Below are 21,668 nucleotides of genomic sequence, written 5' to 3' on the forward strand. Positions count from 1 at the left end.
GCCTCAGTCGGCCTGCAGGCGCTTCAGTTCGCGGTAGCGCGCCAGCGCGTCCTGCAGGTCGCGGTCGAGGGTGCTGCGCTCGGCCAGCTGCTGCTGGAGGATCGCCTGCTGGCGCAGCAGGTCGGCATGCTGGGCAAGGATGTTGTCGGCCAGCGGCTTGCGCACCGGCTGCTGCTGCAGCTCGAGGTCGGCGGCCTGGCGCAGCAGGCTGAGCAGGCTGGCGCGCAGGTTGGCCACGCCCATCTGCGAGGTCTTCACCGATTCCTCGACCAGGGTGATGCGCTCGCCGTAGGCACGCTCGAGGTCGGATTCGGCCGCGTAGGACTCCACCATCGCAAGGTCCCGGCGCTGGCGTGCGGTGTCGGCTTCCGCGGCCTGCGCGGCCTGCCGTGCGGCCTCGGCGGCGGCGGCGCGTTCCGCCGACGACAGTGCCCGCCCCAGCTGCTCGCGCGCCAGGCCGGTGCGTGCGTTGAATTCGGTACGCGGGGCATCCACCGCCGAGGCCGGCAGCGCATCACCGCAGATCTTGCGGCCACTCTCTTCCCAGCAGTACACCCGGCGGGTGTCGCCGCCGGCCTTCTGCGCGGTGACCGGCAGGCAGGCAAGCAGGGCGGTCGCCCACAGCGCCGCGGTGATGATCGTCTTCGTTGCCATGACTGCTTCCGTCCCCCCGGTCGGTCCGCCGGCGCTCATTGCTGGCTGCCGTAGCGCGCGCGGTAATCGACCAGCCGCGCGTGTTCGAACGAGAGTGTCGTGCTTCGGGTGGCGAACGCAAGCAGATCGTCGAGCGTCGCCACCGCGACCACCGGCACGCCGTGCGCGTCCGCCACCGCTTGCGCCGCGGAACGGCGCGGCGTGGCATGCACGTCGACCACTTCCTGGCGGTCGAGCGCGATCACGATGCCGGCCACGGTGCCGCCGGCGTCGGCGATCAGCCCGAGTGCCTCGCGGATCGCGGTGCCGGCGGTGATCACGTCGTCGACGATCAGCACCCGCCGGCCCGCCAGCGGTGCACCGATCAGCGTGCCGCCCTCGCCATGCGCCTTGGCTTCCTTGCGGTTGAAGGCCACCGGCAGGTCACGGCCGCGGCCGGCGTATTCACAGGCCAGTGCGGTCGCCAGCGGGATGCCCTTGTAGGCCGGGCCGAACAGCAGGTCGAAATCGAGGCCCGCCGCGTCGATGGCATCGGCGTAGCAACCGGCCAGCCCGGCCAGCGCCGCGCCGGAATCGAACCGGCCTGCGTTGAAGAAATAGGGGCTGGTGCGGCCGGATTTGAGGGTGAACTCGCCGAAGCCCAGGGCCTCGGCCTGGAGCGCCAGCTGCAGGAACCGGGTGCGATGGTCGGGCATGGAGGTGCAGGGCGGCCGCGGGGTCGCAATGGTAACAAGCCGCACCGCGTTCACCGGGATCAACGCGACGAGGACAGCAGGTGACCTAAGGTCGGGGGTGACCCGACATGGAGGAGCGACATGCAGCATCCGACCCGGACTGGACTGGCGATCGCGGCGACCCTGCTGGTGGCGGTGGCCTGCAGCCAGAGCGACGGTGATCGCGCCGCACCGGCAGACAGCGGCGCGGGCGCCACGGCGGAGACCGCGACGGCGCAGGCGACCCCGGCCGCCGGCGGGCAGGTTGCCCTCGAGGGCGTGCCCGGGACCGCACCGACCGCCGATGCACCCGACCCGGCCGATGCCGCCGCCGCAGGCGACGGCGACCGCCTGCGCACCACCGCCGCGGCGCTGTTCGGCACCATTCCGGAGCGCGTGGAGGAACTGCGCGGGCAGCCGCTGTCGCAGGCGCAGGTCGACCTCGGCCACATGCTGTTCTTCGAGCCGCGCCTGTCGCGCAGCCAGCTGCTCACCTGCAACACCTGCCACAGCATCGGCACCGGCGGTGCCGACAACGTGCCGGTCTCCATCGGCCACGGCTGGCAGCAGGGCCCGCGCAACTCGCCCACGGTGTTCAACGCGGTGTTCAACGCGGCGCAGTTCTGGGACGGGCGCGCCGCCGACCTCGCCGAACAGGCCAAGGGCCCGGTGCAGGCCAGCGTGGAAATGAACAGCACGCCGGAGCTGGTGGTCGAGACCCTGGAGAGCATCCCCGGATACGTCGAGCGCTTCGGCCAGGCGTTCCCGGGCCAGGCCAACCCGGTGAGCTTCGACAACATGGCGCTGGCGCTGGAGGCGTTCGAGGCCACCCTGGTGACGCCGGATTCGCGCTTCGACCGCTGGGTGCTGGGCGACGACGGCGCGATGGACGGGACCGAACGCCGTGGGCTGGAGCTGTTCATGGCGAGCGGCTGCGCCTCCTGCCACAACGGGCGCAATTTCGGCGCCAGACGTATTTCCCGTTCGGCGTGATCGAGCGTCCGGGCGCCGACATCCTGCCGCCGGGGGACAAGGGCCGCTTCGAGGTCACCGCCACCGCCAGCGACGAATACGTGTTCCGCGCCGCGCCGCTGCGCAACGTCGAGCTGACCGCGCCGTACTTCCACTCCGGCCAGGTGTGGGACCTCGAGCAGGCGGTGGCGATCATGGGCACCGCGCAGCTGGGGCGGGAACTCAACGACGAGGAAGCCAGCGCGATCGCCGCGTTCCTGCGCACGCTGACCGGTCGCCAGCCGACGGTGGAGTACCCGATCCTGCCGCCCAGCACGCCCGTCACCCCGCGACCCACCCGGTAACGCGCACCGGGACGTGCCGCTGCCGGGGCATGGCCGGTGGCGGTGCGCTAACCTTCAGACCCGCGGCGGGCCAGTGCCCGCCGCGTCCGTCTTCCAGCACCGGCAGCACCATGCGCATCATCAGCTTCAACGCCAACGGCATCCGTTCCGCGGCCAGCAAGGGGTTCTTCGACTGGTTCGCCCTGCAGGATGCCGACATCCTCTGCGTGCAGGAAACCAAGGCGCAGGAGCACCAGCTCGCAGGTGATGCGTTCCGTCCGCCGGGCTACCACGTCGCCTTCCGCGATGCGCAGACCAGGAAGGGCTACAGCGGTGTGGCGATCTACAGCCGCCGCGAGCCCGACGAACTGCGCGCGTCGCTGGGCTGGGCCCCGTTCGACGACGAGGGCCGCTATCTCGAGGCGCGCTTCGGCAACCTCAGCGTGGTGTCGTTCTATATCCCGTCCGGGTCGTCCGGCGAGCTGCGCCAGGGCTTCAAGTTCGAGGTGATGGAATGGCTGAAGCCCATCCTCGACGAGTGGCTCGCCAGCGGCCGCGACTACGTGCTGTGCGGCGACTGGAACATCGTGCGTGCGCGCAATGACATCAGGAACTGGACCGGCAACCAGAAGAATTCCGGCTGCACGCCGCCGGAGCGCGCGTGGCTCAACGGCCTGGTCGCCGATGCCTGCGGCGACGGCTCGCCGCAGCCGGCGCATGGCTGGGTGGACACGTTCCGCGCGCTCAGGCCCGACGAGGTGGAATACACCTGGTGGAGCAACCGCGGCGCGGCGCGCGCCAACAACGTCGGCTGGCGCATCGACTACCAGTTCTGCACGCCATCGCTGCGCGAGCGCCTGTCCGCTTGCTCCGTGCTGCGTGAGCCGCGCTTCTCCGACCATGCGCCCTATACCGTGGACTACCGCGCATGAGCCAGGCCGGCGACGCCGCCGCGCCGGCGTCCTACAAGGGCTGGGCCGGCATCCGCCGCGCGTTCGGTACGCCATCGGCGATCACCATGCTGGTGTTCGGCTTCGGCTCCGGCCTGCCGTTCCTGCTGATCGCGTCGATGACGCTGTCCACCCGCCTGCGCGATGTCGGGCTGGATCTCGGCAGCATCGGCCTGATCAGCCTGGCGAGCTTCTTCTACCTGCTGAAGTTCCTGTGGGCGCCACTGATCGACCGCTACGCGTTCCCGCTCACTGCCTTCCTCGGCCGGCGGCGCTCGTGGCTGCTGTTCTCGCAGCTGCTGGTGGCGGCAAGCCTGGGCGCGCTGGCGCTGTCGCGACCGGAGATGGGCGTGACCACGCTGGTGATGTGGGTGCTGGTCGGCTCGTTCGCAGGTGCCACCCAGGATTCGGTGGTCGATGCCTACCGCATCGAGATCGCGCCGGCCGCCGCACAGGGCGCGCTCGCCGCCACCTATACGCTGGGCTACCGCATCGGCCTGATCGTCGGTGGCGCCGGTGCGCTGTACCTGGCCGAATTCCAGGGCTGGACCAATGCCTACCTGTGGATGGCCGCGCTGATGCTGGTGCCGGTGCTGACCACGCTCATTGCCCGCGAGCCGGCGGTGCCCGAGGCCACGGTGGTGCGACGGATCGATTTCATCGGCGCGTTCTGGCAGCCGTTCACCAGCTTCTTCTCCAGCAACGGCCTGCTGCTGGGGCTGGCGCTGCTGGCCTTCGTCGGCCTGTTCAAGTTCCCCGACCAGGTGATCGGGGTGATGGCCGGGCCGTTCTACCTCGACTCCGGCTACAGCAAGGCCGATATCGCCACCGTGTCCAAGCTCTACGGCATCTGGACCGGGATCGTCGGCGCCTTCGTCGGCGGCGTGTGTGTGGCCGCGTTCGGCTTCCGGCGGATGCTGTTCGTGGCCGCGGTGGGGGTGGCGCTGTCCAACCTCGCCTTCCTGCTGATGGCCTACAACCCGGGGCAGATCTGGGCGTTCTACCTCGCCATCAGTGCCGACAACCTGTTCCAGGGTTTCGCCGGCACCGTGCTGGTGGCCTTCATGTCGTCGTTGACCGACCGCAACTTCACCGCCACCCAGTACGCGCTGCTGGTGTCGCTGGCCAACCTGCCGGGCAAGTTCGCCGGTGGCGTGTCCGGGTTCCTGGTGGAGGCCACGTCCTACGCCACCTTCTTCATCCTCAGCGCGCTGACCGTGGTGCCGACCTTGCTGCTGCTCGGCTGGCTGTGGCAGCGTATCCGCGATCCGGTCAGGGAGCCCGGTGCCATGGGGGGAACAGGGGGATGAACGTGGCTGGCATGGACATCGTGCTGCGCGATGTCGACGAATTCCTCGCGCGGCGGATCCGCCGCCTCGCCGAGGCGCGCGGCTGGGCGCTGTCGGACGCGCTGCTGTACCTGCTCGAGCAGGGCCTGCATGCCTACGAGGGCGAGACCCCCGGCTTCGACACCGAGGAGGTCGACGTGCTGCAGGAGGCGCTGGCCGCCCTGCAGTCGGTGCCCGACGATCCCGGCTATGCGCTGATCGGGCGGATCGACAGCGGCGGCCGCTGATCGCGGGAGCGACCCCGCAGGCGCGGCGGCGGGCAGGGCGAACCGACGATCCACCGCGGCAACGCGCGGCGGAGCGTGCGAATACGGCCTCGCCTCAGGCGGCTCCGGGCGTGGCCGGGTAGATCCCGCCCAGCACCCGCGGCCCGGCGGCGCCGGTCACCGAGGGCAGGTTGCCGGGCAGCCCGCGCACGGTCTGCCGCGCCAGCCATGCGAACCCCATCGCCTCGACGAAATCCGGATCCAGCCCGTGGACGGCGCTGGACTCCAGCGCGCACGGCAACGCCGCGGCCAGGGCCTGCATCAGCACCGGGTTGTGCACGCCGCCGCCGCAGGCGATGACGCGCGCGGTGGCGGCACTGTTGGCACGCAGTGCATCGACCACGGTGGCGACGGTCAGCGCCAGCAGGGTGGCCTGGACGTCGGCGGGTGATTCGTGCCCGGCCAGCCGGCTGTCGACCCAGCCGAGGTGGAACTGGTCGCGCCCCGAGGACTTCGGCGGCGCCAGCGCGAACCACGGATCATCGCGCAGCCGCTCCAGCAGCGCCTGATCGACCTGTCCCGAGGCGGCGAAGCGGCCGTCACGGTCGTAGGGCTGTCCGCGGTGGCGCTGGCACCAGGCATCCAGCAGGCCGTTGGCCGGGCCGGTGTCGAAGCCGCGCACACCGTCGGGCGTCTCCGTCGCCGGCAGCAGGGTGAGGTTGGCGATGCCGCCGAGATTGAGCACCGCACGCGGCTCGCGTGGATGCTGCAGCAGCGCCGCGTGCAGGGCCGGCAGCAGTGGTGCGCCCTGGCCGCCGGCGGCGACGTCGCGGCGTCGGAAGTCGGCGACCGTGGTGATCCCGGTGCGCTCGGCGATCAGGCCCGGGTCGCCCAACTGCAGGGTGAAGCGATCGCGGCCGTCGAGTGCGCGGCCCTGCGGCCGGTGGCGCAGGGTCTGGCCATGCGAGCCGATCGCGGCGATCCCAGCCGCACGCAGGCCGCTGTCGGCCAGCGCCTGCAGCGCGGCATCGGCCAGTGCGGTGGCGATCCGGGTATCGAGCTCGCCGATGTCGTCGAGACCGAGCGGCACGTCGTGCTGGCCGAGCTCGACCAGATGGCTGCGCAATACCGGGTCCCAGGCATAGGTGCGGCCGAACAGCAGTTCGGCGTGCAGCCGTGGCTGGCGGTCATCGACATCGGAAAAGCGCACCAGCGCGGCATCGATGCCATCGGCGCTGGTGCCCGACATCAGGCCGAGGAACACAGCGGGCGCGGAAGGCGGCATCGGGCGGGACACGGGGCCGCGCAGGCGGCCGGGACGGCGTGGCCGGCGGATGCCGGCCCGTCCGATCAGCCGGCGTTGCCGGCCGGGGTGGTCGTGGAGGCCACGCGTGCGCCATTGTCGGCGGCAGCCTGCTGCGCGTAGTGCACCGCCTCGACCTGCTCGATGCGTGCCAGCGCCGGTGCGACTGCGGCGCGGAAGGCGGCCAGCTCGGCACCCTTGAGCGGCTCCGGCGGCGGCATGGTCTGGCTGAGCGGGTTGCGGTGCGTGCCGTTGACGCGGAATTCGTAGTGCAGGTGCGGCCCGGTCGCCAGGCCGGTGGCGCCGACATAGCCGATCACCCGGCCCTGCGGCACGCGATCGCCCTGGCGGACGTTGCCGAACTTCGACATGTGCGCATACAGCGTGGTGTAGCCGCGGCCGTGGTCGAGGATCACCACGTTGCCGTAGCCGCGCTGCCAGCCCTTGAACTGCACGCGGGCATCGCCGGCGGCCATGATCGGGGTGCCGGTGCGCGCGGCGTAGTCGACGCCCTTGTGCATGCGCATGGTGCCCAGCACCGGATGCCGGCGCGCACCGAAGTTGGAACTCAGGCGCGAGAACTCGACCGGCGTGCGCAGGAAGCTCTTCTTCAGCGGGCGGCCGTCGGCGGTGAAGTACTCGGCCTTGCCGTCGCGCTCGTAGCGGAAACCGGAATAGGTCTTGCCGCCGGTGGTGAAGGTGGCGGCGATCACGTCGCCACTGCCGATCTTCTCGCCCTCGCGCCACAGCTCCTCGATCACCACGCTGTAGCGGTCGCCGGGCTGGATCTCGCGCGAGAAGTCGATGTCGTACTGGAAGATGCTGTCGGTCATCGTATTGATGACCTTGGGCGACAGCCCGGCCTGGCGCGCCGAGCCGTACAGGGAATTGGTGATCTCGCCGGTGACCACGGTGGCGTGGCGCTCGACCGGGCGCTCGATAACGCTCGCCTTGACCTCGTCGCCGGCCAGCGACAGCTGCACGCGCTCGGTGGTGCCGCGGTCGAAGCGGAATCCGCGCAATGCGCCGGATTCGTCGATGTCGAAGCCGAGTTCGGTGCCCGGACGCAGGCGGGTCAGCGCGCCGCGCACGGCGTCGGTCTCGAGGATGCGGTGCAGGGTGGTGGCGGGAATGCCCTGTGCTTCGAAGATCGCGCCAAGCGTCTCGCCCGGCTGCACCGCCACGGTCTGCCAGCTGCGCTGCACCACGGCGCGCGCGGGCGCCTGCAGCGGGGGCAGCGTGAGGGCCATGGTGGTGAGCGCGGGCTGCGCGCCGTCACCGGCCTGCAGCGCATTGGAGAAGCCGGGCACCATGGCGATGACCAGCGCGCCGAGGCTGGCGAAGATGCTTGCCTGGCCCCAGTGGCGGCGCGTCCAGCGCCCGTTGAAACTGTTGCGGTCGAGCAGTTGTGGAATCTGCTCGGAAAGCTGGCCTGCCCTCAGCGCGAGGGCGCGGCGGTTGGCCAGACGGACGAGTCGGTTGCGTTCGGGGTCGAACGCCGGGTCGTTGGTCGTCATCTGCTATCCCGTGGCTGCGTGAATTCCGCGTCAGCGCGGTAAAGTAAAGACCTCAACACGGTGCGTCAAATGCCTGACACCACTGGGAATTTCGGGAATTGCCAGTGCTAACAGGGTCTTAACACCGTTTTCAGAACTCCATCACATTCAGCCGCGGGCGCGTGCCGGCGGGCTTTCCAGGAATCGCCGTGACCGTTGCCGACCCCGCCATCCAGGCCGCCTATGACCAGATCGCCCGCGGCAGCGAGGAGCTTCTCAAGCCCGATGAACTGATGGCGCGGCTGCAGGCCGGTCGCCCGCTGCGCGTGAAGGCGGGCTTCGACCCGACGGCGCCGGACCTGCACCTTGGGCACACGGTGCTGCTGAACAAGCTGCGCCAGTTCCAGGATCTCGGCCACACCGCGATCTTCCTGATCGGCGACTTCACCGGGATGATCGGCGACCCGTCGGGCAAGAACGCCACCCGCAAGCCGCTGTCGCGCGAGGACGTGCTGGAGAACGCGCGCACCTACGAGGCGCAGGTGTTCAGGGTGCTCGACCGCGAGCGCACCGAGGTGCGTTTCAACTCGGAGTGGTTCGGGAAGATGTCCGCCGCCGACATGGTGCGGCTCGCCGGCCAGCTCACCGTCGCGCGCATGCTCGAGCGCGACGATTTCGCCAGGCGCCACGCTGCACAGCAGCCGATCGCGATCCACGAGTTCCTGTATCCGCTGGTGCAGGGTTACGACTCGGTGGCCCTCGAAGCCGACGTCGAGCTCGGTGGCACCGACCAGACCTTCAACCTGCTGATGGGCCGCGGCCTGCAGGAGCACCACGGGCAGAAACCGCAGGTGGTGCTGACGATGCCGCTGCTGGAAGGCCTCGACGGCATCAACAAGATGTCGAAGTCGCTGGGCAATTACATCGGCATCACCGAGCCGGCGATCGACATCGTCAACAAGACGATGAGGATCGGCGACGCGCTGATGTGGAAGTGGATCGAGCTGCTGAGCTTCGAGATCGGCATTGCCGAGGCGCAGGCGCTGCGCGCGGACGTTGCCGCGGGGCTCAATCCGCGCGACATCAAGCTGCGTCTGGCGCGTGAGCTGGCGACGCGTTTCCACGATGCGGCCGCGGCCGAGACCGCGATCGCCGGGTGGCACGCCGCGGTGACCGGGCAGGGCGATACCTCGCTGCTGCCGCTGCAGGAGGTCCAGGTGCCGGCCGAAGGCCTGCGTATCGCGGCGCTGCTGACCGCCGCGGGCATCACGCCGTCGAATTCCGAGGCCAACCGCAAGCTCAGGGAGCGCGCGGTCAAGGTGGACGGGACGGTCGTAGACGACGCGGGGCTGGTGTTCGCGCCCGGCTTCGAAGGCGTGCTGCAGGTCGGCAAGCGCAATTTCGCGCGGGTGCGGCTGGTCGGCTGAGCGGTTCGTGGCGCTGCGAAGCGCCGTCGCGGTGGCGGTGGACCGTCGCTCGCGAAGCTACGGATATGCGTGCGGAGACCCGAGACGGAGGAGCTTGCGTCGAAAGCCACCCGTCGTCCGTTTGCCGTTGATCTCGTCCCGGACGCGGCCACAGGTTGGAGCCCGCCGCGGCCCCAGGGGATGTCCAGAGCCGGCCATGGAGGGCCGGCGACGGCCGTGGTAGCTGGACGCGGACTCCGGCCGGCTGGGCATCCCCTGGGGCCGCGGTGGGCTGCCCGCGCCGCCACCCGACTCAATGCTCCGACTCTGGCTTGGCTCCCGGCTCCCCGGCGTGAGGCTCCGCGCCCGGATGGAACTCCCTCAATCAGGAGAGAACCAAAAAAAGAAACGGCGCCCGAAGGCGCCGTCCTTTGTGTCGCGGTGTCAGCCGGTTACTGCGCCGACATCATCGCGTCGCGGTTGGCCTTGAAGGGATTGCCCTCGTACCAGTTCGGCCAGCGGGTGGTGTCGTCGACCAGCACGCGGCCGACGCCGTACAGCGCTTCGAGGTCCTGCACCACGCCTTCGAGGTTCCACTCCTCGAGGAACACGTCGCCGGGCTGGTGGTAGCGGCTGGCGTAATCCTTGGCTGCCGCCTCGCCGCCGGCGGTGCCGCCGTCGACGAGGTCACCGCCACCCTTGGCGTACAGCGCCGGCACGCCGGCCTTGGCGAAGTTGAAGTGGTCGGAGCGGAAGTAGAAGCCACCCGCCGGGTTTCCCTCTTCGGCGAGCACGCGACCCTGGCGCTCGGCCTCGACCTTGAGCAGGTCCTCCAGCTCCGAGTTGCCCATGCCGGTGACCACGAAGTCACGCGACGGCCCGGCCACGCTCATCGCGTCGAGATTGATCACCGCGGCGATCTTCGACAGCTCGAAGCTCGGGTGGGCGACGTAGTACTTCGAGCCGAGCAGGCCGGATTCCTCCAGCGTGACCGCCAGGAACGCGACCGAGCGCTTCGGCGCCGGCTGCGTGGTGGCGAAGCGCTCGGCGATCTCGATGATGCCGGCGATGCCGGTGGCGTTGTCGACGGCACCGTTGTAGATCACCTGTTCGCCGTCCTCGCCCTCGTGCGCGCCGAGATGGTCCCAGTGACCCATGTAGATCACCGCCTCGTCGGGCCGCTCGCTGCCGGGCAGCACGCCGATCACGTTGCGCGAGGACTTCTCGGAGATGGTGCTGGCGAGGTCGAACGACACCGACGCCTTCAGCGGCACCGGGCGGAAGCCCCGGCGGTTGGCGGCGGCGATCTGCGCGTCGAGGTCGAGGCCCGCGGCCTCGAACAGCTCGCGCGCGACGTCACCGGTGATCCAGCCCTGTGCCGGCAGGCGCGGTTCCGGATCGTCCTCGGCACGCAGGTCGAACTGCGCGCCCGACCAGGAGTTCTTCACCACGTCCCAGCCGTACGACGCGCCGGGGGTGTCGTGGATGATCAGCGCGGCGCTGGCGCCCTTGCGCGCGGCCTCCTCGAACTTGTACGTCCAGCGCCCGTAGTAGGTCATGCGGTCGCCTTCGAACAGCTCCGCGTCCTTCGCGTGGAAGCCGGGGTCGTTGACCAGCATGACCACCGTCTTGCCCTCGACGTCGAGGCCGGCGTAGTCGTTCCAGTTCTGCTCCGGTGCGTCCACGCCGTAGCCGACGAACACCAGCTCGCTGTCGGCCACGCTCACCTGGGGCTGGCCGGTGCGGGTGCCGATCACCATCTCGTCGCCGAAGGCCAGCGTGCGCTCGCCCTGCGGGCCGTCGATGCGCAGCGTGGTGGTGGTATCGGCGGTGGTCTCGATCATCGGCACCGTCTGGTACCAGCTGCCGTCGGCGCCGCCGGGCTCGAGCCCGATGCGCTCGTACTGCGCGCGGATGTACTCGACGGTCTTCTCACCGCCCGCCGAACCGGGGGCGCGGCCTTCGAACTCGTCGGAGGCGAGGGTGCGGGTGAGTTCGGCGAAATCGGCCGTGGTGATGTCGGCGGAGAACGCATGGGCGGCGGCGTCGGTGCTGCCCTGCGCCGGCGCGGGCTGCCCGTTCGCCTCCGGGGACGCTGCGTCGCGGTTGCAGCCGGCCAGCGCGAGCGCTGCGGCCAGCGTGCCGATCAGGAGGGGTCTGTGCATGCGGTGTCTCCGGTACGGGAACCGCCGATTCTAGGCCACCCGGCGCCCGCGGCCACTGCGGCGGGCGCCCGGGCTACCGCGGGTCAGTCGCGCGGCGGGCGGTCGCCGCTGTAGGCCTGCGCTTCGGCACCGCTGATCGCGCCGGTGCGCGCGCTCTCGTGCACGTACAGGGTGACCGCGCGTTCGAACACCATCTCGCCGTCGACCACCGCGCCGGGGCCGATGACGATGCGCGGCTTGCGCTGGTTGATGTTGATCGGGAACCACGACGACGACGGCTTGCGCACGTGCAGGCCGCCACGCACGTGCGAATCGGCGCCGATGGTGACGTCGCCGTTGATGGTCTCCACATCACCGCCGACGCGGGTGGCGACCAGGCCGATGCCGCCGTTGACGGTCTCGACATCGTCGCCGACCTCGCTGCCGCGGTCGAGGAAGATGCTGCCGCTCACGGTTTCCACCTTGCCGGCGACGCGGGTGTCGCGGCCGCCGCGGATCCCGCCGTTGACCGTGGTCAGGCTGTCGATGGCGACGTTGTCGCCGAAGGTGATGCCACCGTTGACCGTCTCCAGGTCACCGGCGGTGACGCGGCTGCCGAGTCGGATCCCGCCGTTGACGGTCTCCACATCGCCGGCGCGCGCGCCGTCGCCAATACGGATGCCGCCATTGACGGTGTCGATGTCGCCGACATGGCGGTCGGCTTCGACCGAGATGCCGCCGTTGACCTTGCTGAGGTTGTCCTGCGCCATGGCCACGGGCGCGCACAGCGCGGCGGCGATCGCCAGGGCGACGGCGGAACGGGTACGGAAGCGGTTGCGGTTCATGCGTGGGTTCCCTCGACGTCGGATGGACGCGGTGGCGCGCGGGGCGCCGCCACGCCGTCAGCATGCGCGGGCGCGGCTACAATCGCACCTGTCCGAAGTCACAGGGCCGAACGTCGTGTCCATTGCCTCCCACCGCGCCAAACCCGCCGTCCTGCTGATCCTCGATGGTTGGGGTTACCGCGAGGATCCCCGCGACAACGCCATCGCGCTCGCCGATATCCCCAACTGGCGGCGGCTGTGGGACGCCGGCCCGCGCACGCTGGTGCATACCGAAGGCCGCCATGTCGGCCTGCCGGACGGGCAGATGGGCAATTCCGAGGTCGGCCACATGAACATCGGCGCCGGCCGCGTGGTGTACCAGGAACTCACCCGCATCGACGCCGCGATCGAGGACGGCAGTTTCTTCGACAACGCCGAACTGCTTGCTGCATGCGATGCGGTGCGCGCGTCCGGCGGCACCCTGCACCTGATGGGCCTGGTGTCGCCGGGCGGCGTGCATGCGCACGAGCGCCATCTGTACGCGATGCTGGACCTTGCCGCGCGCCGCGGGGTGGCACAGGTCGCGGTGCATGCCTTCCTCGATGGCCGCGACATGCCACCGCGTTCGGCGCAGCCCAGCCTCGAGCGCCTGCAGGCCGAATGCGCACGCGTGGGCAATGCGCACATCCACAGCCTGTGCGGCCGCTACTTCGCGATGGACCGCGACAACCGCTGGGAACGCGTACGCCGCGCCTGGGACGTGGTCGTCGAGGCGCAGGGCCTCACCGCCACCGATGCGCAGTCGGCACTGGCCGCGGCCTACGCCCGTGACGAGAACGACGAGTTCGTGCAGCCGGTGGTGCTCGACGGCGCCGCGCCGATGGCCGATGGCGACGCCGTGGTGTTCATGAACTTCCGCGCCGACCGTGCGCGCCAGTTGAGCGCCGCCTTCGTGCAGCCGGGCTTCGACGGCTTCCAGGCACGGCGGCCGGCACTGGCACGGTATGTCTGCCTGACGAATTACGACGCCACGCTGCCGGCGCCGGTGGCATTCGCGCCCGACGACCTGCGCAATACCCTCGGTGAAGTGCTGGCCGCGCACGGGCTGACCCAGCTGCGCATCGCCGAGACCGAGAAGTACGCCCACGTGACCTTCTTCATGAGCGGTGGCCGCGAGGTGCCGTTCGCCGGCGAGGAACGCATCCTGGTGCCGAGCCCGAAGGTCGCCACCTATGACCTGCAGCCGGAGATGAGCGCGCCCGAGGTGACCCGGCGCCTGGTCGAGGCGATCGAGGCCGAGCGCTTCGACGCCATCATCTGCAACTTCGCCAACCCCGACATGGTCGGCCACACCGGCGACCTGCAGGCGGCGATCAAGGCGGTGGAGGCCGTCGACCGTGCGGTCGGCGAGGTGGTGGCCGCGGTGACCGCGCGCGGCGGCGAACTGCTGGTGACCGCCGACCACGGCAACGTCGAGATGATGCGTGATCCGGAAACGGGTGAGCCGCACACCGCGCATACGGTGGGCCCCGTGGGGCTGGTGTACGTCGGCCGCTCCGGCGTGCGCCTGCGCGAGGGCGGTGCGCTGCGCGATCTGGCGCCGACCCTGCTCGACATGCTCGGCGTCGTGCCTCCGGCCGAGATGACCGGCACCTCGCTGCTGCTGCACGGCTGATGCGAGCGGCCGCGCGCTGCGCGATCGTCCTCGGCGCCGCGCTGCTGCTGGCGTTGCCTGCGGCCGGACAGAACCAGCGCGAGACCGAACGGCGTCTGCAACAGGTCAAGCGCGAGCTCGATGCCGTCGCCAGCGAGCGCCGCAAGCTGGAAGGCGAGCGCGGCGAGGCCACCCGCGCCCTGCGCGCCGCCGACGAGCGCGTCGCCGCTGCCGCCCGCGCGCTGCAGGAAACCGAGGCGCAACTGGCACGCGAACAGGTCGAACTCGCCGCACTCGGCGAACGCCGCGACGCGTTGCGCGAGCGGCTCGGCGCGCAGCGCGAGGAACTCGCCGCGCTGCTGCGCGCCGCGTACACGGTTGGCGACCATGCCGCGCTGAAGCTGCTGCTGTCGCAGGACAACGCCGGCGGGTCCGGGCGCCTGCTGGCCTACCACCGCCACCTGCAGCGCGACCGCGGCGAACGCATCCGCACGCTCGGCAGCGAACTCGCGGGTCTCGACACCCTGGAGCGCGAGATCGGCGAGCGCACCGCCGCACTGGAAGCCACCCGTGCCACCCAGCGTGCGCAACGTGCCGCACTCGAGGCCGACCGCAAGGCGCGTGCCGACACCGTGGCCGGGCTCGAACAGCGCTATGGCGATCGCCGGCAGCGCGAGCAGGCGCTGGGCCGCGACGCGCGTGGACTCGAGCAGGTACTGACCCAGCTGCGCGCGGCCGCTCGCCGTGCCGCGGCCGAACGGCGTCGCGCCGAGCAGGCGGCCGCACGCGAAGCCAGCGCGACGCCGGGCAGGACCACGACGCCGCGCCGCGCGCCGGCACAGGTCGCGCGCACCGCACCGGTGCAGGTCGGTGGCCTGGGCTGGCCGGTGGCGGGCACCCTGCTGGCGCGCTTCGGTGCACGCATGCCCGATGGCCGGGCGAGCTCCGGGGTGCTGATCGGTGCCGCCGCGGGAACCCCGGTGAAAGCGGTGGCCGAGGGCACGGTGGTGTTTGCCGAATGGATGACCGGCTACGGCAATATCGTCATCGTCGACCACGGCAATGGCCACATGAGCCTGTACGCCCACAACGATGCGGTGCTGCGCCAGGTCGGCGACCGTGTCGGCCGGGGCGATACCGTCGCCAGCGTCGGCAATTCCGGCGGGCAGGGGCAGCCCGCGCTCTACTTCGAGCTGCGCCGAGACGGCAAGCCGATCGATCCGTCGACCTGGCTGCAGAGGCGCTGAACGCGCCACCGCGGCGGCGTCATGCACGCGTGCATAATCGGGCGACCTACCCGGAGAAACGTTGCATGCGTGTGCGCCTGTTGCCGCTCCTGATCGCCGGCCTGCTGTCAGCGCCGTTGCTGGCGCAGACGCCGCCGGCCGACCCGCCGGACGCCGGCGTACCCGCAAGCGAGGCCACGCCCACCGCGGACGCCGACCGCGCCGCGCCGCAGGACGCTGCCCCGCAGCACGCCCCCGGGCAACCGGTTCCCGGGCAACCTGCTCCCGAGCAGCCCGCCGACCCGGAGCGAGTCGACCCGGAGCAGCCCGCGCCGCCGCCCGACGAGCGCGAGCAGGCGCTTGCGGTCCCGGCCGCCGACGACCCCGATGCCGGCACCCAGCCCTCGCGGCGGGTGCCGCTGGACGAGATCAAGCGTTACGTGGCGGTCTACAACGCGGTGCGCGAGGCCTATGTGGAGCCGGTCGACGATGCCGAGCTGATGCAGTCGGCGATCCGCGGCCTGCTGCTCGACCTCGACCCCCACAGCGCCTATCTCGCCGCCGAGGATGCCGAGGCGTTCGACGAGAGCACCACCGGCGCCTACAGCGGCATCGGCGTGGAAGTGATCCAGCTGCCGGAGGGTGGGCTGCGCGTGGTCGCACCCATCGACGGCACCCCGGCCGCGCGCGCGGGCCTGCGTTCGGGCGATGCGATCGTCGCCGTCGACGGGGTGCCGCTGACGCCGGCCAGCCACGAGGGCCATGGCCCGTTGCGCGGCACCCCCGGTACGTCGCTCACCCTGACGGTGATGCGCGAGGGCGAGCCGGCGCCGCTGGAGATCCCCGTCGAGCGCGAGACCATCCGCGTGGTCAGCGTGCGCTCGCGCATGCTCGAGCCGGGATACGGCTATATCCGCGTCAGCGCCTTCCAGGTCGACACCGCGGCCGAGTTCCAGCGCCAGCTGAAGGCGCTGCAGGCCGATGGCGCGTTGCGCGGGCTGGTGCTGGACCTGCGCAGCAACCCGGGCGGGCTGTTGACCGGTGCGGTGCAGATCGCCGACGACCTGCTCGACAGTGGCCAGATCGTCAGCACCCGCGGGCGCATCCCGATCAGCGAGGCGGTGTTCAACGCCACCCCGGGCGACCTGCTGGCCGGTGCGCCGGTGGTGGTGATCGTCGATGCCGGGTCGGCCAGCGCGTCGGAAGTGCTGGCCGGCGCGCTGCGCGACAACGACCGCGCCCGCATCATCGGCAGCCGCACCTTCGGCAAGGGCTCGGTGCAGACCGTGCTGCCGCTCGACAACGGCGACTCGGTCAAGCTCACCACCGCGCGCTACTACACCCCGAGCGGGCGCTCGATCCAGGCCCGCGGCATCGATCCCGACCGCGAGCTGATGCCCGAAGGCGGCGATGCGCCGGCACGCAATGGCTGGTCGGAAGCCGCGCTGCCGGGGCACCTGCGTGGCGACGAGGAGGAAGGCCTGCCCGGCGACAGCGCCGGCGCAGTGCTGGACGGCGATGGGCCGATCGACGCGGCGCTGGCGGAGCTGAAGGGCGGCGCCACGGTGCCGGCAGCGTCCACAACGACTGCCGCCGCGCAGGCCGGAGCTCCTGCCGCGCCGGCCGCGGATGACCAAGCCCCGGCTGGCACCGCCACGGACGACGTCGCACCCGCCGCCACGCCCGCCGGCGAGGCGGCAGACGACGACGCCTCCGTCGATGACACGGTGGGACCGGACGGCGACGCCGCGCAAGGCGAGTCCACCACGCCGCAGGATCAGGTGCCCGAACCGGCCGACGCCGGCGGCTGAGCCCGCGCTACTCCGCGGCCAGCCGGCAGTCGATCACGACGCCGTCGCGTTCGGCGACCGCGAGTTCTCCCTGGAAGGCGCCGCAATCGAGCAGCGCCTCGCCGGCATTGCCGTTGCCGTCGTGCACCTCGATGCGCAGCTGCGGCCGCCGGCCCTCGATCAGCGCGAGGTCCGCGGCGGCGAACACCGGCGAGCGGAAATGCACCTCCCCGGCACCGCCGGTCTCGCGGCTGTCGCGATGCAGGCTGAGCCATGGCTGCTCGGTGCCGGGCACGCGGCGCTGCTGCGCGGCCACGGTGGGATAGCCGAACCACTCCGCCGTCACCGTGATCGTCGCGTGCTCGACGGCGACGATGCGCGAGGCCGCCTCCGACAGCACCAGGGTGACGGTGAAGCCGTTACCCGTGGGTGCGCTGGCGGGATCCGCGGTGTCGGCGGCAGGCGTTGGCGTGCGGGTGCAGGCACCCAGTACGAGCACCAGGGCCGCGGCGGCGGCGCTCAGGCGTGCGATGTGGACGCCGGGCGCAGCCATGCCGGACTCAGCGCGGCTTGGCCGGGAACGGGAACGGCGTGACCACGCGCTCGCCGGACTCCGCATCGCGGATCGCCGACTGTCCCTTGCGCTCCACTTCCTCCACCCGCAGCACGCTCTGCATCGGCAGGTGCAGCACCCGGGTGTCGGCGAACTCGCTGCGCAGGCGTTCCTCGGTGGGGTCGACCACCAGGGTGTCGTGGACATCGAACACCAGGTCGGCGACCTCGACGAAGCCCCACAGGCTGCCGCTGGCCACGCGGCGCGCGTACAGCTCGTAGACACGGCCGTGGTTGAGGAAGCTGATCTTGTACAGCGGCCTGGACATGCCGCGGATTATAGAAGGCGCCACATCGGCGGTGGTGAGCGCGCGGCACGCAGCGCGCGCAGTGTCGCCGTCAGTAGCCGTTGCGGCGGCGCAGCCGGCGTGCGATCGCCCCGCGGGACGCCACCGCGAACGCCACCCCGAACAGGAAGCCGCCGACATGCGCCGCCCACGCCACGGTGCCGAAGGCCGGGCCGATAAAGGCGAACACCACCTGCAAGAGCGCCCAGATGCCGATCAGCAGCGAGGCCGGTGCGCGCACGAACTCCAGGAACAGCCCCAGCGGCACCACCACCCCGAGCCGCGCGCTGGGAAACAGCGCGAGGTAGGCGCCGATGATCGCCGATACCGCGCCGCTGGCGCCGATGATCAGCCGGTCGGGTGCACCGATCGCCAGCGCGGCGATGAAGTTCGCGAACGCGCCGCCGACCAGGAACAGCAGCAGCAACCGCCAGGAGCCCATCGCCCGCTCGGCCGGCAGGCCGAAGATCATCAGGAACACCAGGTTGCCCAGCAGGTGGGTCCAGTCGGCATGCAGGAACAGCGCGGTCAGCAGCCGCAGCCAGCGTTCGGATTCCGCCCAGGTGCGCCACAGGTCGGGCGGTGCCAGGCCGCCGCTCAGCGCGCCCCATTCCAGCACCAGGTCGTGGCGCACCGCATCCGGGCGCATGGCGGCGGCCACGTAGGCCAGCCACAGCAGCGCGGCCAGCAGGGGCGTGGCCCAGCGGAACAGGGTGCGTGCGCGGGTGGGGACGGCAACGAACATGCAGGCGGCGATGGCGCGGATGCCGTCACGATAGCAGCCGGAAAATGCGGCAGCGCGTCGAGTAACCGCTCCGGACCGTACGGTATAGTGCGGCGCGCACCGCGTTCGGGAGGGAGCTTCCGATGGACGGGACCAGGCCGGCACAAGGCCCGGGCCGCGGCGGTGCGTCTTCCCACACCGTCATCGGAGTTCCTTACCCCATGCTCAGCCATACCCGCCTCCTGACCCTGTCCGCGCTCGCGCTCGGCGTGGCCGGCGCGCTTGCTTCCGGCAACGCCGCCGCCGCCGGCTTCCAGCTCAAGGAAAACAGCGTCAAGTCCCAGGGCACCTCGTTCGCCGGCACCGCGGCCAAGATCGGCGACAGCTCGGTCGTGACCAACAACCCGGCCGCGATGACCCAGTTCGAAGGCACCACCATGCAGGCCGATGTCACCGTCATCGACCTCAACTATGAATTCCAGGGCAGCGGCACCGATGCCGCCGGCCAGCCGCTGACCGGCAACAACGGCGGCAACGCCGGCGACGTCATCCCGGTGCCGGCGCTGTCGGTGGTGCACAAGCTCGACAACGGCCTGGCGGTCGGCGCGATGATCAGCGCCCCGTTCGGCCTGGCCACCGAATACGACGACGGCTGGATGGGCCGCTATTCGGCGCTGAACTCCGACGTGCAGGTCGTCGACCTGGCCCTGTCGGGTGCGCTCGACGTGACCGACCGCTTCTCGATCGGTGCCGGCCTGATCTTCTCGCAGGCCGACGTCACCCTGTCGCGCGGCGTCGACTTCGGCACCCTGCTGTTCTCCAACCCGGCGACCCGCGCGCTGCCGTTCGCCCGCCCGCAGGCGGCTGACGGGACCGCCGAGATCCAGGGCGACGACGTGGGCTTCGGCTACGTGGTCGGCATGCACCTGCGCCCGACCGACACCGTGGCGATCGGCGTGAGCTACCGCTCCGAGATCGACTACGAGCTGACCGGCACCGCCGACTGGACCGTGCCGGACAACGTGCGCACCGTGTTCAACGCCAGCCCGATGACCGCGCAGCTGTTCGCCGATGGCGGTGCGTTCGCCGAGCTGACCACGCCGTCGATCCTCAACGTCGGCGTGACCTGGCAGGCCACCGACCGCTTCGCGCTGATGGGCACCTACTCGCACATCGGCTGGTCGTCGCTGCGCGAAGTGCGCATCCAGTTCGACAACCCGGATCCCGATTCGGTCGAGCCGTTCGGCTGGAGCGACGTGTCCTACTACGCGCTGGGCGGCGAGTACATGCTCAACGACACCTGGACCCTGCGTGCCGGCGTGGCGTACGACGAAACCCCGACCAGCATCGAGCACCGCACCCCGCGCCTGCCCGACGCGAACCGTATGTTCTACTCGCTCGGCGCCACCTGGCGCGTGTCCGACGCGTTCGACATGAACTTCGCCTACACCCGCATCGAGCCGAAGGACCCGCGCATCGACATCAGCGAGCCGGGCTACAGCCTGTCGGGTCCGTTCGACGGCAACGCCAACCTGTTCGGCATCTCGGCGCAGTACCGCTTCTGAGTGTCCTGAAGCACGCTGCGTGATCCGGAAAAGCCCCGCTTCGGCGGGGCTTTTTCTTGGGTCCTCTCCAGGCCCCTAGGTGAGCATGATCGCCAGGGTGTTCGAGCCCCCTTTGAGCTGCTTCGTCGTGAGCCGCGCTGCCCGTCGCGCGCACCGGGCTCAGACGTTCGTGGACTTCGGTACGAAGAGCAGAGGCTGCTGGCGGATTGCCTGCATGGCGTCCCGGATTGCTCTTCGTCTCTGACTTCCGTTCCGGCGCGACCACAGGTCGGGGCCCACCGCGGACGCAGGGGGATGTCCAGAGCCGGCCATGGATGGCCGGCGGCCGGATGTGGGAGCAGGACGCGGAGATATCCGGCTGGGCATCCCCCTGTGGCCGTGGTGGGCCGCCCCGGGTTCCCCCAGAGCCGCATACCTCGATCTAAAGAAAGGTCTCCTGCTTCCGCCCGATCCGGCAGCCGCTCACCCGGAGTCCGCTCCACCCAGGTACGCACCGGGATCAGCCCGCCAGCCGCTCCAGCAGCCAGGCCCACGCCGGCAGTGTGGCCAGCGACAGCACGATGCCGTAACCGACAAGCGCCGCGACCAACCGCGGCGCGAGGCCGTGGGAGATCGCCAGCGCCGCCGCGGTGATCATGCTCGGCATCGCCGATTCGATCACGTTGGTCTGGAACATCGGCGACGGCATCCGGAATGCCAGCGACAGCAGCAACGCGCAGGCCGGCATCAACACCAGCTTGATCACCAGGCCCGCGGCCAGCGGGCGCAGCTCGTCACGCGGCAGCCGCAGGCGGATCGACAGTCCCACCGCCAGCATCACCAGCGGCAGCAGCGCGTCGGCAAGCTTCTGCAGGCCGCCGGCGATCCATGTCGGCGGCTGCTCGGGCATCACCGTCAGGCCGACCATCAGCGCCCACAGCGGCGGAAACCGCACGATGCGCAGCCCGATCTCGCGCATCGTCGGGGGCGTATCGCCGGAGTAGCGCGCCAGCACGTACAGGCCGAAGGTCGACAGCAGCACGAAGGTGCCGAACTGGTCGTAGACCACCGCGTACGGCAGCGCCGCGTCGCCCAGCAGCGCACGCACCATCGGAAAACCGATGAAGCTGCTGTTGCCCAGCGCGGTGAGCAGCAGCAGCGCACCGGTCTCGTCCCGGCGCAGCCGCAGCACCCGGGCCAGCGCCAGCACCAGCAGCGAACTGATCACCGCCAGCAGCCACGGCGTCACCGCCACACCCACCAGCGAGGCATCGAAGCGCAACCGCGGCACGTAGATCAGCACCGCCGCCGGCAGGCACACGTACAGCACCACCCGGTTGAGCGTTTCCGCCGCGCTGTCGGGCAACACGTCCAGGCGTGCGAACAGCATGCCCAGCGCGAGCATGGTCAGGATCAGTGCGAACGCATCGAATGCCATGGCGGACCGTGAAGGGGGAAGGGCAACGACATGCCTGAAACGACGACGCCACG

The 21,668-nt window shown here is 70.8% G+C and carries 20 protein-coding genes; 10 read left to right on the forward strand and 10 right to left on the reverse strand.

The genetic code is table 11. The features are described from left to right. Nucleotides 1–3 precede the first annotated feature (3 nt). A complete protein-coding gene (locus LDO11_RS00565; RefSeq protein ID WP_129134793.1) occupies nt 4–654 on the reverse strand; it encodes a hypothetical protein in 651 nt (216 codons plus the stop codon). A gap of 35 nt (nt 655–689) precedes the next feature. Then, nucleotides 690–1,349 carry an orotate phosphoribosyltransferase gene (pyrE, locus tag LDO11_RS00570; protein WP_129134794.1) on the reverse strand — a complete coding sequence of 220 codons (660 nt, stop codon included), beginning with the start codon at nt 1,347–1,349 and terminating at the stop codon, nt 690–692. Nucleotides 1,350–1,469: 120 nt separating this feature from the next. Between pyrE and LDO11_RS15775 the strand changes: the two genes are divergently transcribed. The 5 genes from LDO11_RS15775 to LDO11_RS00590 all read left to right on the forward strand — a co-directional run bounded on the left by LDO11_RS15775 (nt 1,470) and on the right by LDO11_RS00590 (nt 5,188). After that, entirely contained in the window at nt 1,470–2,360 is an 891-nt protein-coding gene (locus tag LDO11_RS15775) for a cytochrome-c peroxidase (protein ID WP_305068836.1), read from the forward strand. Continuing rightward, complete coding sequence (locus tag LDO11_RS15780) at nt 2,357–2,683, forward strand: hypothetical protein (RefSeq protein WP_305068837.1); 327 nt, start codon at nt 2,357–2,359, stop codon at nt 2,681–2,683. The genes LDO11_RS15775 and LDO11_RS15780 overlap by 4 nt, the downstream gene beginning before the upstream one ends. Before the next feature lie 110 nt (nt 2,684–2,793). Continuing rightward, complete coding sequence (locus LDO11_RS00580) at nt 2,794–3,594, forward strand: exodeoxyribonuclease III (protein WP_232139777.1); 801 nt, start codon at nt 2,794–2,796, stop codon at nt 3,592–3,594. Continuing rightward, a complete protein-coding gene (locus LDO11_RS00585; RefSeq protein ID WP_232139778.1) occupies nt 3,591–4,922 on the forward strand; it encodes an AmpG family muropeptide MFS transporter in 1,332 nt (443 codons plus the stop codon). The genes LDO11_RS00580 and LDO11_RS00585 overlap by 4 nt, the downstream gene beginning before the upstream one ends. Next, a complete protein-coding gene (locus LDO11_RS00590) occupies nt 4,919–5,188 on the forward strand; it encodes a hypothetical protein (RefSeq protein ID WP_435574567.1) in 270 nt (89 codons plus the stop codon). Before LDO11_RS00585 ends, LDO11_RS00590 begins: the two co-directional genes overlap by 4 nt. Before the next feature lie 94 nt (nt 5,189–5,282). Here LDO11_RS00590 and LDO11_RS00595 read toward each other — a convergent pair whose 3' ends face one another. Both LDO11_RS00595 and LDO11_RS00600 read right to left on the reverse strand, forming a co-directional pair. Continuing rightward, nucleotides 5,283–6,464 (reverse strand): anhydro-N-acetylmuramic acid kinase, encoded by a 1,182-nt coding sequence (locus LDO11_RS00595; RefSeq protein ID WP_435574568.1) that lies wholly within the window; start codon nt 6,462–6,464, stop codon nt 5,283–5,285. Nucleotides 6,465–6,517: 53 nt separating this feature from the next. Next, the gene (locus tag LDO11_RS00600) at nt 6,518–7,987 is read right to left on the reverse strand and encodes a M23 family metallopeptidase (RefSeq protein WP_232139780.1); all 1,470 of its coding nucleotides are present in this window, start codon (nt 7,985–7,987) and stop codon (nt 6,518–6,520) included. A gap of 209 nt (nt 7,988–8,196) precedes the next feature. Between LDO11_RS00600 and tyrS the strand changes: the two genes are divergently transcribed. After that, nucleotides 8,197–9,393, forward strand: a complete 1,197-nt coding sequence (tyrS, locus tag LDO11_RS00605) for a tyrosine--tRNA ligase (RefSeq protein ID WP_232140305.1) — start codon at nt 8,197–8,199, stop codon at nt 9,391–9,393. A 431-nt stretch (nt 9,394–9,824) separates the two neighbouring features. Here tyrS and LDO11_RS00610 read toward each other — a convergent pair whose 3' ends face one another. Both LDO11_RS00610 and LDO11_RS00615 read right to left on the reverse strand, forming a co-directional pair. Next, complete coding sequence (locus LDO11_RS00610) at nt 9,825–11,537, reverse strand: M28 family metallopeptidase (RefSeq protein ID WP_232139781.1); 1,713 nt, start codon at nt 11,535–11,537, stop codon at nt 9,825–9,827. Nucleotides 11,538–11,620: 83 nt separating this feature from the next. Continuing rightward, nucleotides 11,621–12,361, reverse strand: coding sequence for a DUF4097 family beta strand repeat-containing protein (locus LDO11_RS00615; RefSeq protein WP_435574569.1), 741 nt, complete (start codon nt 12,359–12,361; stop codon nt 11,621–11,623). Nucleotides 12,362–12,476: 115 nt separating this feature from the next. On the opposite strand from LDO11_RS00615, the gene gpmI reads away from it, so the two are divergent. The 3 genes from gpmI (at nt 12,477) to LDO11_RS00630 (ending at nt 17,031) form a co-directional block, all read left to right on the forward strand. Continuing rightward, complete coding sequence (gene gpmI, locus LDO11_RS00620) at nt 12,477–14,015, forward strand: 2,3-bisphosphoglycerate-independent phosphoglycerate mutase (protein ID WP_232139782.1); 1,539 nt, start codon at nt 12,477–12,479, stop codon at nt 14,013–14,015. Beyond that, a complete protein-coding gene (locus LDO11_RS00625) occupies nt 14,015–15,241 on the forward strand; it encodes a murein hydrolase activator EnvC family protein (protein WP_232139783.1) in 1,227 nt (408 codons plus the stop codon). Before gpmI ends, LDO11_RS00625 begins: the two co-directional genes overlap by 1 nt. Nucleotides 15,242–15,306: 65 nt before the next feature. Further along, nucleotides 15,307–17,031 (forward strand): S41 family peptidase, encoded by a 1,725-nt coding sequence (locus LDO11_RS00630; RefSeq protein ID WP_232139784.1) that lies wholly within the window; start codon nt 15,307–15,309, stop codon nt 17,029–17,031. Between the two features lie 7 nt (nt 17,032–17,038). On the opposite strand, the gene LDO11_RS00635 is transcribed toward LDO11_RS00630, so the two are convergent. The 3 genes from LDO11_RS00635 to LDO11_RS00645 form a co-directional block, all read right to left on the reverse strand. After that, on the reverse strand, nt 17,039–17,563 hold the full coding sequence (locus LDO11_RS00635) for a hypothetical protein (RefSeq protein ID WP_232139785.1): 525 nt from the start codon (nt 17,561–17,563) through the stop codon (nt 17,039–17,041). A 7-nt stretch (nt 17,564–17,570) separates the two neighbouring features. Further along, nucleotides 17,571–17,891, reverse strand: coding sequence for a DUF1820 family protein (locus tag LDO11_RS00640; RefSeq protein WP_129134811.1), 321 nt, complete (start codon nt 17,889–17,891; stop codon nt 17,571–17,573). Nucleotides 17,892–17,961: 70 nt separating this feature from the next. Further along, the gene (locus LDO11_RS00645) at nt 17,962–18,654 is read right to left on the reverse strand and encodes a rhomboid family intramembrane serine protease (RefSeq protein WP_129134812.1); all 693 of its coding nucleotides are present in this window, start codon (nt 18,652–18,654) and stop codon (nt 17,962–17,964) included. A gap of 200 nt (nt 18,655–18,854) precedes the next feature. On the opposite strand from LDO11_RS00645, the gene LDO11_RS00650 reads away from it, so the two are divergent. Continuing rightward, entirely contained in the window at nt 18,855–20,198 is a 1,344-nt protein-coding gene (locus LDO11_RS00650; RefSeq protein ID WP_232139786.1) for an OmpP1/FadL family transporter, read from the forward strand. A gap of 499 nt (nt 20,199–20,697) precedes the next feature. On the opposite strand, the gene LDO11_RS00655 is transcribed toward LDO11_RS00650, so the two are convergent. Further along, entirely contained in the window at nt 20,698–21,615 is a 918-nt protein-coding gene (locus LDO11_RS00655; RefSeq protein WP_232139787.1) for an AEC family transporter, read from the reverse strand. Between the last annotated feature and the right edge of the window lie 53 nt (nt 21,616–21,668).

Source organism: Alterluteimonas muca (assembly GCF_021191595.1).
Lineage (GTDB): Bacteria > Pseudomonadota > Gammaproteobacteria > Xanthomonadales > Xanthomonadaceae > Luteimonas > Luteimonas muca.

Excerpts from the sequence above, each read along its gene's own strand:
- LDO11_RS00650 (WP_232139786.1), top strand. The coding sequence starts at position 18,855 with ATGCTCAGCCATACCCGCCTCCTGACCCTGTCCGCGCTCGCGCTCGGC.
- LDO11_RS00600 (WP_232139780.1), bottom strand. The coding sequence starts at position 7,987 with ATGACGACCAACGACCCGGCGTTCGACCCCGAACGCAACCGACTCGTC.
- LDO11_RS00590 (WP_435574567.1), top strand. The coding sequence starts at position 4,919 with ATGAACGTGGCTGGCATGGACATCGTGCTGCGCGATGTCGACGAATTC.
- LDO11_RS00655 (WP_232139787.1), bottom strand. The coding sequence starts at position 21,615 with ATGGCATTCGATGCGTTCGCACTGATCCTGACCATGCTCGCGCTGGGC.
- LDO11_RS00645 (WP_129134812.1), bottom strand. The coding sequence starts at position 18,654 with ATGTTCGTTGCCGTCCCCACCCGCGCACGCACCCTGTTCCGCTGGGCC.
- LDO11_RS15775 (WP_305068836.1), top strand. The coding sequence starts at position 1,470 with ATGCAGCATCCGACCCGGACTGGACTGGCGATCGCGGCGACCCTGCTG.
- LDO11_RS00615 (WP_435574569.1), bottom strand. The coding sequence starts at position 12,361 with ATGAACCGCAACCGCTTCCGTACCCGTTCCGCCGTCGCCCTGGCGATC.
- LDO11_RS00565 (WP_129134793.1), bottom strand. The coding sequence starts at position 654 with ATGGCAACGAAGACGATCATCACCGCGGCGCTGTGGGCGACCGCCCTG.
- LDO11_RS00610 (WP_232139781.1), bottom strand. The coding sequence starts at position 11,537 with ATGCACAGACCCCTCCTGATCGGCACGCTGGCCGCAGCGCTCGCGCTG.
- LDO11_RS00640 (WP_129134811.1), bottom strand. The coding sequence starts at position 17,891 with ATGTCCAGGCCGCTGTACAAGATCAGCTTCCTCAACCACGGCCGTGTC.
- LDO11_RS00580 (WP_232139777.1), top strand. The coding sequence starts at position 2,794 with ATGCGCATCATCAGCTTCAACGCCAACGGCATCCGTTCCGCGGCCAGC.
- LDO11_RS00585 (WP_232139778.1), top strand. The coding sequence starts at position 3,591 with ATGAGCCAGGCCGGCGACGCCGCCGCGCCGGCGTCCTACAAGGGCTGG.
- LDO11_RS00630 (WP_232139784.1), top strand. The coding sequence starts at position 15,307 with ATGCGTGTGCGCCTGTTGCCGCTCCTGATCGCCGGCCTGCTGTCAGCG.
- pyrE (WP_129134794.1), bottom strand. The coding sequence starts at position 1,349 with ATGCCCGACCATCGCACCCGGTTCCTGCAGCTGGCGCTCCAGGCCGAG.
- LDO11_RS00635 (WP_232139785.1), bottom strand. The coding sequence starts at position 17,563 with ATGGCTGCGCCCGGCGTCCACATCGCACGCCTGAGCGCCGCCGCCGCG.
- LDO11_RS00625 (WP_232139783.1), top strand. The coding sequence starts at position 14,015 with ATGCGAGCGGCCGCGCGCTGCGCGATCGTCCTCGGCGCCGCGCTGCTG.